The following is a 14,736-nucleotide window of genomic DNA, read 5'->3' on the forward strand; positions in this document are numbered from 1 at the left end:
CAAGCGGCACAAACCCACGGGGGGAATGCGGATCAGATCCGCATGGGCATGACGACGTACTTGAACTGGTCGTCTTCGGGCAGGGTGATGAGCGCCGACGCGTTGGCATCGGGCATGACCGACCACTGGATGTTGTCGACCTTCACGTTGGACAGCACGTCGAGCAGATAGCCCACGTTAAAGCCCACGTCCAGCGCTTCATGGCTGTAGTCGATGTCGATTTCTTCCTGGGCCTCTTCCTGCTCGGCGTTCGAGGACGAGATCTTCATCTGGTTCTGCGCCAATTGCAGGCGCACGCCCTTGAACTTGTCCGTGGTCAGGATGGCGGCGCGCTGCAGGCTGCCCTGGAGCGCTTCGCGGCCGACCAGGAAGTGGCGCGAGTAGTTCGTGGGAATCACGCGCGTGAAATCGGGGAACTTGCCTTCGACCAGCTTGGAGACCAGCTCGACGTCGCCAAAACGGAAACGGATCTGGCCCGGCGCCACGTCGATGGAGACGGTCTCGTCGGAGTCTTCCAGCAGGCGCTGCATTTCCAGCACGGTCTTGCGCGGCACGATGACTTCGTGGCGCTCGGCGATGCCGTCGGCTTCGGTCGAGCTGTGCGCCAGGCGGTGGCCGTCGGTGGCAACCGCGCGCACACGGCCCGGTTCAAACACCAGCAGCATGCCGTTCAGGTAGTAGCGGATGTCCTGCTGGGCCATGGCGAAATGCACCATGTTGAACAGGTGGCGCAAGGTGCGCTGCGGCATGGTCAGCGACACGTCCCACTGCTCGGGCTGAGCCACGGTGGGGAATTCGCTGGCGGCCAGCGTCTGCAGCGCAAAGCGGCTCTTGGCGGACTGCACCGACAGCTTGTTGCTGGCCAGGGCCAGGCGCACATCGCCGGTATCGGGCAGGGCTTTCAGGATGTCCAGCAGCTTGCGCGCGGCCACCGTGGTGGACTCGTTGTCCTGGCCGACACCAAAGTCGGCGTGCGTCGTGATCTGCACTTCCAGGTCGGTGGCAATGAAGGCAACCTTGTTGCCTTCCTTGCGCATCAGGATGTTCGCAAGAATGGGCAGGGTATGGCGTCTTTCGACGATGCCCGCCACAGTCGACAGCGGTTTCAGCAATGCATCGCGTGTGGTTTGTACGAGTTGCATGTTCATCCTTTTAGAGTTTGTTCCAACACGTGCAGGGTATGGTTGAGCTCCGCTTGCTTGGCGCGGGCATCGGAAATCTTGCGAACGGCGTGCAGCACCGTGGTGTGATCACGGCCGCCGAATAAATCGCCGATTTCCGGCAGGCTTTTCTGGGTCAGCTCCTTGGCCAGGTACATCGCAACCTGGCGCGGCAACGCGATATTGGCCGGCCGGCGTTTCGAGTACATGTCGGCGACCTTGATCTTGTAGAAGTCCGCCACCGTCTTCTGGATGTTTTCCACGGTGATCTGGCCGTTGGACACCGACAGCAGGTCCTTGAGCGCTTCCTTGCAGACATCCACCGTCAGCACGTCGCGGCCGTGGAAGCGCGCGTAGGCCAGGACCTTGCGCAGCGCGCCTTCCAGTTCGCGCACGTTGCTGCGCAGGTGCTTGGCGATGAAGAAGGCCACTTCCTCGGGCATGGGCACGCCTTCGGACTCGGCCTTGCGCAGCAGAATCGCCACGCGCATCTCAAGTTCCGGCGGCTCGATGGCGACCGTGAGGCCCGAGTCAAAACGCGAGATCAGGCGGCTGTCGATGCCCGACAGTTCCTTGGGGTACGTATCGCTGGTGATGATGATCTGCTTGCGCTGCGCGACCATCGCCTCGAACGCGTAGAAGAATTCTTCCTGCGTACGGTTCTTGCCGGAGAAGAACTGGATGTCGTCGATCAGCAGAAGATCGAGCGAATGGTAGTAACGCTTGAAATCGTCGAACGCCTTGCGCTGGTACGCCTTGACCACGTCGGACACGTATTGGTCGGCATGCACGTAGCGCACGCGCACCCCGGTGCCCGCCGCAACCATGGCGTTGCCGATGGCGTGGATCAGGTGGGTCTTGCCCAGGCCGACGCCGCCATACAGGAACAACGGGTTGTACGAGGTGCCGGGATTTTCCGCGACCTGCAACGCCGCCGCGCGCGCGAGCTGGTTGGCCTTACCGGTCACGAAGTTCTCGAACGTGAGGTCGGTGTTCAGGCGCGATCGCTCGTACACGATGTTGGCGGCGTCCGCGTTCACGGCCTGCGCAGCGGCGGTCGTGGCGGGCGGGGGCGGGGCGGTCGTCACGGTAACCGTCACGGGCGGCGCGGCGCCGGAAGGGGGCGCAGCGGACGGGTGCGGTTGCTGGACTGGCTGCTGCGCACGCACGGGCGCGACCGGCATACGCGGCGCGGTCCCTTGCGAAGGCAGCTCGAACAGCACCTGCACCGGTCGCTTGAACCACTCCGCGGCCAACGCTTCGATCTGGTGGGAAAAGTTTTTGCGCACCCAATCCAGCTTGAAGCGGTTGGGCGCGGCAACGCGCAGCACCGCCTGCGTTTCGTCGTACGCAAGCGGGACCAGCGGTCGTATCCACGCGCTGATTTGTTGGGGGGGGAGTTCCTGCTCAAGACGACTGACGCAGGTCTGCCAGAATTCTTTCATGTCGCTCTTATTCAAACCTCGATTCTACCTTGCCCGGGCGGGGGTTATCCACAGGGAGGGGCATAAGCGTCTATATGGCGCCCCCTTAACTGTTTGACAAGACAGGGAAAACTTGCTGAAATGGTGGGCTTTTCCGAATTCTGTCTGTCAGAAGGTTTCGCAGAAAGCTTGGCCGGACACGCTCCCGCAAGGGTAATTGCCAAAAGCGCAATTGCCCCTACAAGAGCAATTTGTCCGGTTTTTAGCTTTGCTGAATAGGTCGCCCGAGATGAAATTCTCGGTACAGAGCCCCGTCTAAGAGTTGTTTTTTGCACTGGATGCAAAACCCATGCAAAACCCGTTGCAAAAACGCTCTCTGGATACCCGCTTCTGCTTGGCGCGACGTGGAACCCTCCGGGCAGTCCCTTCTGACTTTGTTCTTTTTGTGGATCGTCCATGAAACGCACCTACCAACCTTCCGTTACCCGTCGCAAGCGCACCCATGGCTTTCGCGTGCGCATGAAAACCCGCGCTGGCCGCGCCATCCTGAGCGCCCGCCGCGCCAAGGGCCGCAAGCGTCTGGCCGTCTAAGGCCAGTTTTCCGGTTTTCCGGAAACTGACTTTCGCACGGACCGACCATATTGCAAGATCTCTCGCAATCCTGTTCCGGTTCCGCGCAACCGCCTGATCCGCAGTCCATGCCGCGCTCCACGCTTCCCCCGGAGGCGCGGCTGCATCGCCCCTCCGAGTTTGCCGCCGCCCTTAAAGGCCGGCGTCTTGCCCGAGGGGCATTCTTCATTGTGAGCGCCGCTCCCAATGATCTGCCTCCCGGCCAGGACGCCTGTGCTCGTTTGGGGCTCATCATCGCCAAGCGGTTTGCCGCCCACGCCTCCACGCGCAACGCCTTGAAGCGGGTCATCCGCGAAGCGTTCCGCCATCGGCGCCTGGCGCTGCCGGCAAAAGATTACGTCGTGCGCCTGCATAGCAAGGTTGCGCCCGCCACGCTCACTGCGCTGAAACGCGCCGCCCGAGCCGAAGTGGACGCTCACTTTGAGCGGATCGCACGATGATCAAGGCACTACTCATTGCCCCGATCCGGTTCTACAGGTTCTTCCTGAGTCCCTGGATCGGCCGGCAGTGCCGTTTTACTCCGACCTGCTCGGCGTACGCGATCGAAGCGATCGAGCGCCACGGTGCATGGCGCGGCTTCTGGCTGGGCGTCCGGCGCATCGGCCGTTGCCATCCCTGGTCGCCCGGGGGCCTGGATCCGGTTCCGCCGGCCAAGGGAACCAACGACGCCCGTTGCTGCTCCCACAGCCACCGCATCGAGCACGATTGACGCTAAACTGGCGGGCTTTGCTGGCCCGTATTCACTTCAGTAGGCACCATGGATATCCGACGAACCGTCCTCTGGATGATTTTTTCCTTTTCGCTGTTGCTCCTTTGGAACAACTGGCAAATCCATAACGGCAAGCCGTCGCTGTTCGGGGCCCCGCCCGCGGCCAGCACGAGCGAAGCGCCGGCTGCGGCCAACAACGCGACGCCGTCCGTGCCCAGCGCCCCGGCTGCCACCGCGGCCCCGGCCTCCACGGTGCCTGGCGCCGCCACGCCCGTTCCCACGCGCTCCGAAGAAGTCGTCATCACCACCGACGTGCTGCGCCTGACCTTCGACACGATGGGCGCCCAGCTTGTGCGCGCCGAACTGCTGAAGTACCCGGCCACCGGCCAGGCCGACAAGCCCACGGTTCTGCTGGACCGCTCGGCGGGCCTGAACTACGTGGTGCAGACCGGCGTGGTCGGCGCCCCCAGCGGCCAAAGCTTCCCCACGCATCAGACGCCTTTCCGCCTGGTCTCCCAGGAACGCGAACTGACCGGCGACAACCTGGTCGTCACGTTCGAAGGCGAATCCGGCGGCGTGAAGGTCACCAAGACGTTCACCCTGCACCGTGGCCGCTACGACATCGACGTGCGCCATGACCTGGCCAACGTCGGCACCGCCCCCGTCACGCCCTCGCTGTACCTGCAGATCGAGCGCGACGGCAACGACCCGGCCGACACGTCCAGCTTCTATCACACGTTCACGGGCTTTGCCGTCTACTCGGACCAGGACAAGTTCCAGAAGAGCACGTTCAGCGACATCCAGAAGAAGAAGGCCAGCTACATCAAGCAGGCGGACAACGGCTGGATCGCCGTCGTCCAGCACTACTTCGCCACGGCCTGGGTGCCCCCGCAAGGCAAGCCGCGCACCAACGAACTGCTTGAAGTCCAGCCGAACCTGTACGCCGGCCGCAGCATCGAAGCCGTTGGCGACATCGCCCCCGGCGCCGCCGCCCGCGTCGATTCGCACCTGTGGGTCGGTCCGCAAGACCAGAAGGCCATGGCCGCGCTGGCGCCGGGCCTGGAACTGGTGGTCGACTACGGCTGGCTGACCATCATCGCCAAGCCGCTGTTCACCCTGATGACCTGGCTGCATTCCATCCTGGGTAACTGGGGCTGGACGATCGTGGCGCTGACCGTGCTGATCAAGGCCGTGTTCTACCCCCTGGCCGCCGCCAGCTACCGCTCCATGGCCCGCATGAAGCAGGTGGCTCCGCGCCTGCAGGCCCTGAAGGAAAAGTACGGCGACGACAAGCAGAAGCTCAATGCGGCCATGATGGAGATGTACCGCACCGAGAAGATCAACCCGCTGGGCGGCTGCCTGCCGATGCTGGTTCAGATTCCGGTGTTCATCTCGCTGTACTGGGTGCTGCTGGCCAGCGTGGAAATGCGCGGCGCGCCGTGGATCCTGTGGGTGCACGACCTGTCGGTCCGCGATCCGTTCTTCATTCTGCCCGCCATCATGATGGCCACCATGTTCCTGCAGATCAAACTGAACCCGACGCCCCCGGATCCCATCCAGGCCAAGGTCATGATGATCATGCCGCTGGTGTTCGGCGGAATGATGTTCTTCTTCCCGGCCGGCCTGGTGCTGTACTGGTGCGTCAACAACATCCTGTCGATCGCGCAGCAGTGGTCCATTACCCGCGCCATCCAGAAAAAGTCGGAAGTGGCAGCCAACCGCTGATCGCCTTCCCGACACAAGAAACCGGCCTCTCGAGGCCGGTTTTTTTACGCCCGTTGCCAATGAAACGCGAAGGGCACACTCAGCATTTTCTATGCCCATGAGGCCTATACATAGGTATTACTTATCGGAAAAGCAGGATCAATCAACTTCACACAGTCAACCATGACACCTATGATGGCTCTGAATTTGCCCTCCGGCGTCCCGCCCGCCGGAGTTTTTGCTGCAACGCGCGCGGCCCGCCAAGCGGATCCGCGTCATCCAGAAATGATCTAGGGAGTGTGCCATGACCGACAAGAAGCCTCTGACTACCGCCTCGGGCGCCCCAGTACCGGACAACAACAACACCCTGACCGCCGGCCCCCGCGGCCCGGCCCTGCTGGAAGATTTCTGGCTGATTGAAAAACTTGCCCACTTCGACCGCGAACGCATCCCCGAGCGCGTCGTCCACGCCAAGGGCTCCGGCGCCTACGGCAAGTTCACCGTCACCCACGACATCACCCGCTACACCCGCGCCAACATCTTTTCCAAAGTCGGCAAAGAGACGCCACTCTTCCTGCGCTTTTCGACCGTCGCCGGCGAACGCGGCGCGGCCGATGCCGAGCGCGACGTGCGCGGCTTTGCCATCAAGTTCTACACCGACGAAGGCAACTGGGATCTGGTCGGCAACAACACGCCCGTCTTCTTCATCCGCGACCCGCTGAAGTTCCCCGACTTTATCCACACCCAGAAGCGCGATCCCAAGACCAACCTGCGCAACGCCACCGCGGCGTGGGATTTCTGGTCGCTCAACCCCGAATCGCTGCACCAGGTCACCACGCTGATGAGCGATCGCGGCATCCCCGCCAACCTGCGCCAGCAGCACGGCTTTGGCTCGCACACGTTCAGCTTCATCAACGCCAACAACGAACGCTTCTATGTGAAGTTCCACTTCAAGTCGCAGCAGGGCATCGCCTGTCTGACCGATGAAGAGGCCGCGCAGGTCGTCGCCCACGACCGCGAAAGCTCGCAGCGTGACCTGTTCCAGAACATCGAGGAGGGCAACTTCCCGAAGTGGACGCTAAAGGTGCAGATCATGCCCGAGGCCGAAGCGGCGACGTATCACATCAACCCGTTCGACCTGACCAAGGTCTGGCCGCATGGCGACTACCCGCTGATCGAGGTCGGCGTGCTGGAGCTGAACCGCAACCCCGAGAACTACTTCGCCGAGGTCGAGCAGGCCGCCTTCACGCCGGCAAACGTGGTCCCGGGCATCGGCTTCTCGCCGGACAAGATGCTGCAGGGCCGCCTGTTCTCGTATGGCGACACGCACCGCTATCGCCTGGGCATCAACCATCACCAGATCCCGGTGAATGCGCCCAAGTGCCCGTTCCACAGCTTCCATCGCGACGGGGCTGGCCGGGTGGACGGCAATGCCGGCGCCACGATCAACTACGAGCCCAACAGCGCGGGCGAATGGAAGGAAACGCCCTCGGCGGCCGAACCGCCGCTGGCGCTGGACGGCCAGGCCGCAGCCCGCTGGAACCATCGCGTCGACGACGACTATTACTCGCAGCCGGGCGCCTTGTTCCGCCTGATGACGCCGGCCCAGCAGGAATTGCTGTTCGGCAACATCGGCCGTCACATGGCCAGCGTGCCGGAAGTCATCCAGCGCCGCCAGCTGGATCACTTCCGGAAGGCCGATCCGGCCTATGCCGAAGGCGTCGCCAAGGCGTTGGGGCTGAAGCTGTAAACGCTACGCACCATCCATGAGAGGGGGGCGGCATCATGGCCGCCCCCCTTTTTCATTCTGATTGCACGATCGCTGCAACAATCGCCTCAATCATCCCGCAGCATCCGCCGCAAACCGCACGCCAATCACCGCTGCATCCCCCACCGCCGCACCGTCAGCCGCTCCAGCGTATCGAACGCCAGGTTTTCCACAAGCAGACCAATGATGACCACCGCGGCCAGGCCCGCGAACACCCGGTCTGTGTATAACTCGTTGCGGTTCTGAAAGATGTACCAGCCCAGCCCGCCCTTGCCGCTGGACGCGCCAAACACCAGTTCGGCGGCAATCAGCGTGCGCCACGCAAACGCCCAGCCGATCTTCAATCCGGCCAGGATGGCGGGCAGGGCAGCCGGCACCAGAATCTGCAGGACGTAGCGCAACCCGGTCAGCCCGTAATTGCGCCCCGCCATCCGCAGGGTGTCAGACACCCCCAGAAAGCCCGCATACATGTTCAGCGCCAGCGCCCACAGTACCGAGTGGATCAGCACGAACACCAGGCTGCCTTCGCCCAGTCCGAACCACAGCAGCGCCAGCGGCAGCAGGGCAATCGCCGGCAGCGGATTGAACATCGCCGTCAGGGTGGACAGCAGATCACGGCCGAACCGCGTGGACACCGCCAGCGTCGTCAGCACAAAGGCAAGCACGACACCCGCCAGGTAGCCCTGCACCAGCACGCGCATCGACTGTCCGGCGCGCGCCAGCAGCTCGCCGCTGGTCACGCCATCGACAAAGGCCTGGGCGGTCTGCCACGCGCCAGGCAACAGCAGATCATTGTCGGTATAACGCGCCGCCAGCTCCCACACCGCCGCCAACAGGACAAGGATCACGCCCTTGCGCAGGGCGGCGTGCTGCCACAGCCGCTCGTGCAACAGCAGCGGCGCTTCGGCGGCCTGCGGGGGCAGGGGCGGCAGGTCGTATTCCACCTCGGGGCGAATGAACGCCGATCCGGCATGGCTGATGCTCATGCGCGCTCCTTTCAGGCCGCCGCGCGCTCGGCCTGAGCCAGCGGGGCGGTTTCGAACAACAGGTCGTGAATGCGGCGCGACGCCGCCTGAAACGCCGCCGAGCCCTGACTGTGCAGGTCAAAGCCGTGCGCATTCAGTTCGGCGCGCACGCGGCCCGGATGCGGGGACAGCAACAGGATGCGGCTGCCCAGCACCAGCGCCTCTTCGATCGAGTGCGTGACGAACAGCAGCGTGAACCGCACGTCGTCCCACAGCGCCATCAGTTCTTCCTGCATGCGCCGCCGCGTCAGCGCATCCAGCGCCGCGAAGGGCTCGTCCATCAGCAACACGCGCGGCTGCATGGCCAGCGCCCGCGCAATGGCCACGCGCTGCTTCATGCCGCCCGACAGCGTATGCGGATAGGCATCGGCAAAGGCCGCCAGCCCCACCTTGTCCAGGTAATGCATCGCCCGTTCATCGGCCTCGCGCCGGTTGAGCTTGCGCGAGGCCAGCAGCGGAAACGCCACGTTCTGGCGCAGCGTCTTCCAGGGCGGCAACTGGTCGAATTCCTGGAACACCACGATGCGGTCCGGGCCAGGCCCTTGCACGGTCTTGCCATCGATCGCGATCCGTCCCTCAGTGGGTTCGATGAAGCCCGCAACCGCCTTGAGCAGCGTCGATTTCCCGCAGCCGGACGGCCCGAGCAGAATGAAACGCTCGGCGCCGTGCACGTCAAAACTGACCTGATGCGTCGCGCGAACACGCCGTTCGCGCGTCTTATATTCGATAGACACCTTATCCACAGCCAGCAAAGGCGTGGGCCGTTGAACGTTATCCACAGGGGCGGCGGGGCTCACAGCCATGTCAGCTGCCCTGCGCCGTGACGGGATCGTCGAAGAAATAGTCGCGCCAGCTTGCCGGTTCGTTCTTGATCGCGCCGACCTTGTGCATGAACTGCGCCAGCGCGAACGTGTTCTGCGGCTGCAGCTTGAACTGCACGTCGGGATTCTTGATGACCTTGATGAGGAAGTCGCGATCCTGCTTGGCGCCGGTGACGCGCAGGTAGATGTCCGCGGCCTTCTCCGGATTGGCGGCGGCAAAACTGGCGGCTTCCTTCAGCGCTTCCTGGAAGGCCTTGTAGGTCTTGGGATTGTCGCGGCGGAATTTCTCGGTGGCGAACAGCACCGTCGACGAACTGGGACCGCCCAGCACGTCATACGAATTGAGCACGATGCGCGCCTTGGGGTTCTCGGCCAGCTCCTGCTCCTGGAAAGGCGGGTTGCCGAAGTGGCCGGTGATTTCCGTGCCGCCGGCAATGATGGCCGCCGCGGCGTCCGGGTGCGGCAGCGCCACCGAGATCTTGTCCAGCTTGTTGTACTGCGCGTCGCCCCACAGCTTGGACGACGCCAGCTGCAGCACGCGCGATTGCACCGACACGCCCACGGCGGGCACGGCGATGCGGTCCTTGTCCGTGAAATCGGCAATCGTCTTCACGTTCGGGTTGTTGGTGACCAGGTAGTACGGAAAGTTGCCCAGCGACGCCACGCCTTTCACGTTCTGCTTGCCGTGCGTGCGATCCCAGATCGTCAAGAGCGGTCCCACGCCCGCCCCCGCGATATCCACAGCCCCCGACAGCAGCGCGTCATTCACCGCCGAGCCGCCGGACAGCTTGGCCCACTCGACCGAGATATCCACACCTTCGGCCTTGCCGTGCTTTTCGATGAGCTGCTGATCGCGCGCCACGTTCAGCAGCAGATAGACGATGCCGTACTGTTCGGCAATGCGGATGCGCCCTTCGGCCATGGCCGGCGTCGGCGAAGCCAGCGCCAGCACGGCAAGTATCAGCGCGAGGCCCGCGCCCGTGGCGGTCTGGACCAGTCGATCCCGTAGCGTGGAGGTCAAACGCATGGCGTTCCTTGTGGATAAGTGGTTTAAGGCCGAAATACGCGCGTCAGAACGGCACATCGCCTTCGATCGTGGTGCGGTAGAGCTTGCGGCGCAGGTGATCCGGCGTGCCGCCCGCCAGGTGGATCAGCGAGCGGTTGTCCCAGAACACCAGGTCATGCGGCTGCCATTTGTGGCGGTAGATGTGTTCCGGCCGCACGCTGTGGGCGAACAGCTCGGCGAGGAGCGCGCGGCTCTCGTCTTCGGGCAATCCTTCAATGCGAGTCGTGAAGCCTTCGCTCACGAACAGCGCGCGGCGGCCGTTCTCCGGATGCGTGCGCACGACCGGATGCACCACCTCCTGCACCTGCGCAATCTGCTGCGCGCTCAAATTCGGGCGCCAATTGCCTTCCTTCTGCAATTGCCCGTATTGGGCCAGGTAGGAATGCACGCCGCGCTTGCCGTCGATTGCGTCTTTCAACGCCTGCGGCAAGGTGTCGTAGGCCAGGTGCATGTTGGCGAACAAAGTGTCGCCGCCTTCGGCCGGCAGCTCCTGCGCATGCAGCAACGACCCCAGGCTGGGCAGTTCCTTGTACGAGATGTCCGAGTGCCAGTATTTGCCCGCGTCGCCCAATCCGATGGGCTTGCCATCTTCCAGAATGTTCGAGACTGTCAGGATCTCGGGATGGCCCGGCAGGTGGAATTGGTGCAGCACGTGGATCATCAGGCGGCCGAAGCGGCGGCTGAAATCGATGTGCTGCTGGGGCGTGATGCGCTGGTCGCGGAACACGAGCAGGTGATGGTCCAGATGCGCCTTGTGCACGCGCGCAAAATCGGCGGGCGCCAGTTCCTGCGACAGGTCCAGGCCGATGATCTCCGCGCCAAGGGGACCGGGCAGGGGGCGCACGTCAAAGGACTGCGGCTGGGGGGCGGCGTGCGCTTCGCGCCGCAAGGCATTGCTCTGGGACATCGATCGCTCCGAATTCGCCTTGCGGCATGGCTGGAACGACCGATTATGAAAACCGCGCCATGTATCTCAAACGAAGATATCGGCGTTTGATCAAAGCTTTACGTCATATAGCAAAAAGCCGCGGGGCGCCCCCGCGGCTTCATGGCCATCCGCATATAAGCAAATAGCGTATTGGTCCTTACTTGGCCGGCATGAAGGCCTCGACCAGCTTCACCCAGTACGTCGCGCCCACCGGCAGCAGCGCGTCGTTGAAGTCGTAGTTGGGGTTGTGCAGCTGGCACGGACCCATGCCGTGATACGACTCCATGCGGTGATCGCCGTCGCCGTTGCCCAGGAACAGATACGAGCCCGGCACGGATTCCAGGAAGAACGAAAAGTCCTCCGCGCCCATGAACGGAGGCATGTCGCGCAGCACGTTTTCCGCGCCAAAGGTGTCTTCGGCAACCTTGGCTGCGAAGGCGGTTTCGTTTTCCCAGTTCACCAGCGGCGGGTACGCGCGCACAAAATCCAGCTCGCCCGTGCCGCCATAGACCTGCGGCAGGGTGGTGGCGATGCGGCGCATGTCGGCTTCGATCTTGTCCAGCGTCTCCACGGAATACGTGCGCACCGTGCCGCGCAGCACCGCCTCGCCGGGAATCACGTTGTAGGCATCGCCCGCGTGAATCTGCGTGATCGACAGCACCGCCTGATCCAGCGGATTCTTGCTGCGCGAGATGACCGTCTGCAGCGCGTGCACCATGTCGGCGGCCACGATGATGGGGTCAACAGACGAATGCGGCTGAGCCGCATGCCCGCCGACACCCTTGATCACGATGTCCCAGCGATTACTTGACGCCATCGTCGGCCCCGACCGGAAGCCGAACTGATTGACCGGCATGCCCGGCATGTTGTGGATGCCGAACACCGCATCGCAGGGAAACTTGTCGAACAGCCCGTCCTGCATCATGGCGCGCGCGCCGGCGTTGCCGCCTTCCTCGGCCGGCTGGAAGATGAACACGACCGTGCCGTCGAAATTGCGATGCGTGGAGAGGTATTGCGCGGCGCCTAGCAGCATCGTCGTGTGCCCGTCATGACCGCAGCCGTGCATGCGCCCGCTGATCGTGGACTTGTGGGCAAACCGGTTGTGCTCCGGCATCGGCAGCGCGTCCATATCGGCGCGCAGGCCGATGGTCTTGCCGCCGCTGCCGGCGCGCAAAATGCCCACCACACCGGTTTTCCCCAGCCCCGTGTGGACTTCGAGTCCCCAGCCGCGCAGGCGTTCGGCCACCAGGTTGGACGTGCGCGTTTCCTGGAACGCCAGTTCCGGATGCGCATGGATGTCGCGTCGCAGGGCCGTCAGATCCCCGTGTACGCGTTCGATTTCGGCAATGGTTTTCATGGCTGTGGATAAGCTGTCTGGATTGAAGGAGGGCGCACGCGCAAATGGCCTGCTGGTCGGGGAATTCTCGCGCTGCCCCGCGTGCCGCGTCCAGCCCTTTTTCGGCGCAGGTCAGGCGGCATCGTTCAAATGGCAGGCGCTGAACTGGCCTGGCGTGATCTCGCGCAGGAGCGGGCGCTCGGCCTTGCAGCGCGGCATGGCATGGGGACACCGAGGGTGAAACGCGCACCCCGTGGGCGGATCCAGGGGCGAGGGCAGCTCGCCCCGGATGGGCTGATACGCACGCCGCCCGGGCACGAGCGTCGGCAGCTCCTTGAGCAGCGCCTGCGTGTACGGATGATTGGCGCGCGCGAACACCGTATCGGTATCGGCCAGCTCGACGATGCGTCCCAGATACATGATCGCCACGCGGTCCGAGATATGGCTGACCACGCTGAGGTTATGGCTGATGAACAGATACGTCAGGTCCAGCTCATCGCGCAGCCGTTCGAACAGATTCAGCACCTGCGCCTGGATCGACACGTCCAGCGCGGCCACGGCCTCATCGCAGACGATGACCGATGGTTTCAGCGCCAATGCCCGCGCAATGCCGATGCGCTGACGCTGGCCGCCCGAAAACTGATGGGGATAACGCTGTGCAAAGCTCGGATCAAGCCCCACCTGGCGCATCAAACCGGCCACGTACTCCTGCTTGTCCCGCGACCGGATCAGGCCATGCGCCGCGGGCGCCTCGCCGATGATCTCGCGCACACGCATGCGCGGATTCAGGGACGCGTACGGATCCTGGAAGATCATCTGCACGCCCAGCTCGTAAGCGCGCCGCTCCGGGCCCTTCATGGCTTGCACGGGCTTGCCCTGATAATCCACCTGCCCGGCGGTCGGCGGCAGGATGCCCGACACGATGCGGCCCAGCGTGGATTTTCCACAGCCTGATTCACCGACGATGCCGATCACTTCGCCCGGTCTGACCGCCAAGTCCACGCCGGCCACGGCATGCACCACCTGCGTCTTCAGTCCCGCGCCCAGCAGGTTGGCGATGCGGCCGGCCAGATCCACCGGCTGCACGAAGCGTAGTTCGACGTCGCGCAGGGCGAGGATCGGCGTGGGATTGTTCAGGGCGTCGTTCATATCGCGTCCGGCGCTCCAGCATGCCAGCAGCGCACCCATTGCGCCGGGCGGACTTCAACAGGCGGCGGTTCGACCAGACAGGCGTCCGTCGCGCGCGGACACCGCCCTCGGAATGCACAGCCCTGCGGCAGGTTGAGCAGCGACGGCGTCATGCCGGGAATCGGCACCAGTGGCTTGCCGCGCGACTGCGGCGTCGGGATCGACGCGATCAACCCGTGCGTGTAGGGATGCATCGGGTGGCGGATGACCGCCTCGGTGCTGCCGGTTTCCACGACACGCCCCGCATACATCACCGACACGCGATCGGCCAGACCCGCCACCACGGCTAGGTCATGCGTGATCCAGATGAGACCGGTCCCCGTTTCGCGGCAGAGTTTCTGCACCTCGAACAGGATCTGGCCTTGAATCGTGACATCCAGCGCCGTCGTGGGCTCGTCCGCAATGATGAGGCGCGGAGAATTCAACAGCGCAATGGCGATGGCCACGCGCTGGCGCATGCCGCCCGACAGCTGATGCGGATACGTCCGCAGTCGCTCTTCGGGCGACGGAATGCCAACCATGGCAAGCGTCTGCAGCGCGCGCTGACGCGCCGCTTCGCGAGACACCTTGGCATGCGCCTGCACCGCTTCGATCATCTGCGTATCCACGCGCAGCACCGGGTTAAGCGTCATCATCGGGTCCTGGAAGATCATCGCGATCTCCTGTCCCCGCAACTGCCGCCATCGCGCAGGCGTGGCCGCGCGCAAGTCTTCACCGTTAAGCAATACTTGGCCTTCGACGATACGGCCGGGTTCATCCAAGAGGCCCATCAAGGAAAAACCCGTGATGCTCTTGCCCGATCCGGACTCGCCGACTAGGCCCAGAATTTCGCCCTCGGCCAGCGTCAGGTCCACGCCGTCCACGGCCTTGACCACGCCGTTGCGCGTGAAGAAATGCGTCTTCAGCCCATGCACCTCAAGCACCGGGGAACGGTCAGGCAAGGGGCGTTGCGCCGCAAGTGTCTGCATCGCTCCCGT

The 14,736-nt window shown here is 63.8% G+C and carries 15 protein-coding genes; 5 read left to right on the plus strand and 10 right to left on the minus strand.

Annotation, left to right across the window (positions count from 1 at the left end; genetic code table 11):
- Positions 1 to 32 precede the first annotated feature (32 nt).
- Genes dnaN through AC6CIE_RS26690 form a run of 3 tightly spaced genes read right to left on the minus strand, consistent with a single transcriptional unit; the run spans position 33 to position 3,042 of the window.
- The gene (gene dnaN, locus AC6CIE_RS26680; RefSeq protein ID WP_498094760.1) at positions 33 to 1,142 is read right to left on the minus strand and encodes a DNA polymerase III subunit beta; all 1,110 of its coding nucleotides are present in this window, start codon (positions 1,140 to 1,142) and stop codon (positions 33 to 35) included.
- A gap of 2 nt (positions 1,143 to 1,144) precedes the next feature.
- Positions 1,145 to 2,605: a chromosomal replication initiator protein DnaA gene (gene dnaA, locus AC6CIE_RS26685; protein WP_175136956.1), complete on the minus strand. Its 1,461-nt coding sequence runs from the start codon at positions 2,603 to 2,605 to the stop codon at positions 1,145 to 1,147.
- 44 nt (positions 2,606 to 2,649) lie between these two features.
- Complete coding sequence (locus AC6CIE_RS26690) at positions 2,650 to 3,042, minus strand: hypothetical protein (protein WP_498094762.1); 393 nt, start codon at positions 3,040 to 3,042, stop codon at positions 2,650 to 2,652.
- On the opposite strand from AC6CIE_RS26690, the gene rpmH reads away from it, so the two are divergent.
- The 5 genes from rpmH to AC6CIE_RS26715 all read left to right on the plus strand — a co-directional run bounded on the left by rpmH (position 3,041) and on the right by AC6CIE_RS26715 (position 7,377).
- On the plus strand, positions 3,041 to 3,175 hold the full coding sequence (rpmH, locus tag AC6CIE_RS26695) for a 50S ribosomal protein L34 (RefSeq protein WP_006228069.1): 135 nt from the start codon (positions 3,041 to 3,043) through the stop codon (positions 3,173 to 3,175). The genes AC6CIE_RS26690 and rpmH overlap by 2 nt on opposite strands.
- A gap of 107 nt (positions 3,176 to 3,282) precedes the next feature.
- Positions 3,283 to 3,654, plus strand: a complete 372-nt coding sequence (locus AC6CIE_RS26700) for a ribonuclease P protein component (protein ID WP_175124833.1) — start codon at positions 3,283 to 3,285, stop codon at positions 3,652 to 3,654.
- Positions 3,651 to 3,923, plus strand: coding sequence for a membrane protein insertion efficiency factor YidD (gene yidD / locus AC6CIE_RS26705; RefSeq protein WP_175124832.1), 273 nt, complete (start codon positions 3,651 to 3,653; stop codon positions 3,921 to 3,923). Before AC6CIE_RS26700 ends, yidD begins: the two co-directional genes overlap by 4 nt.
- Positions 3,924 to 3,971: 48 nt before the next feature.
- Positions 3,972 to 5,648 carry a membrane protein insertase YidC gene (gene yidC / locus AC6CIE_RS26710; protein WP_495602505.1) on the plus strand — a complete coding sequence of 559 codons (1,677 nt, stop codon included), beginning with the start codon at positions 3,972 to 3,974 and terminating at the stop codon, positions 5,646 to 5,648.
- Between the two features lie 283 nt (positions 5,649 to 5,931).
- Positions 5,932 to 7,377, plus strand: a complete 1,446-nt coding sequence (locus AC6CIE_RS26715; RefSeq protein ID WP_175124830.1) for a catalase — start codon at positions 5,932 to 5,934, stop codon at positions 7,375 to 7,377.
- A gap of 125 nt (positions 7,378 to 7,502) precedes the next feature.
- Here AC6CIE_RS26715 and AC6CIE_RS26720 read toward each other — a convergent pair whose 3' ends face one another.
- The 7 genes from AC6CIE_RS26720 to AC6CIE_RS26750 form a co-directional block, all read right to left on the minus strand.
- Complete coding sequence (locus tag AC6CIE_RS26720) at positions 7,503 to 8,381, minus strand: ABC transporter permease (RefSeq protein ID WP_498094765.1); 879 nt, start codon at positions 8,379 to 8,381, stop codon at positions 7,503 to 7,505.
- Between the two features lie 11 nt (positions 8,382 to 8,392).
- Positions 8,393 to 9,223: an ABC transporter ATP-binding protein gene (locus AC6CIE_RS26725; protein ID WP_175124828.1), complete on the minus strand. Its 831-nt coding sequence runs from the start codon at positions 9,221 to 9,223 to the stop codon at positions 8,393 to 8,395.
- Between the two features lies 1 nt (position 9,224).
- Positions 9,225 to 10,268 carry an ABC transporter substrate-binding protein gene (locus tag AC6CIE_RS26730; protein ID WP_498094767.1) on the minus strand — a complete coding sequence of 348 codons (1,044 nt, stop codon included), beginning with the start codon at positions 10,266 to 10,268 and terminating at the stop codon, positions 9,225 to 9,227.
- Between the two features lie 43 nt (positions 10,269 to 10,311).
- The gene (locus tag AC6CIE_RS26735) at positions 10,312 to 11,214 is read right to left on the minus strand and encodes a TauD/TfdA dioxygenase family protein (protein ID WP_175136953.1); all 903 of its coding nucleotides are present in this window, start codon (positions 11,212 to 11,214) and stop codon (positions 10,312 to 10,314) included.
- A gap of 178 nt (positions 11,215 to 11,392) precedes the next feature.
- Entirely contained in the window at positions 11,393 to 12,592 is a 1,200-nt protein-coding gene (locus tag AC6CIE_RS26740) for a M20 aminoacylase family protein (RefSeq protein WP_218342476.1), read from the minus strand.
- A 111-nt stretch (positions 12,593 to 12,703) separates the two neighbouring features.
- Positions 12,704 to 13,720: an ABC transporter ATP-binding protein gene (locus AC6CIE_RS26745; protein WP_498094769.1), complete on the minus strand. Its 1,017-nt coding sequence runs from the start codon at positions 13,718 to 13,720 to the stop codon at positions 12,704 to 12,706.
- The gene (locus tag AC6CIE_RS26750) at positions 13,717 to 14,727 is read right to left on the minus strand and encodes an ABC transporter ATP-binding protein (protein ID WP_498094771.1); all 1,011 of its coding nucleotides are present in this window, start codon (positions 14,725 to 14,727) and stop codon (positions 13,717 to 13,719) included. The genes AC6CIE_RS26745 and AC6CIE_RS26750 overlap by 4 nt, the downstream gene beginning before the upstream one ends.
- Positions 14,728 to 14,736: the final 9 nt, after the last annotated feature.

It is taken from the genome of Achromobacter sp. GQ309, from assembly GCF_059759315.1.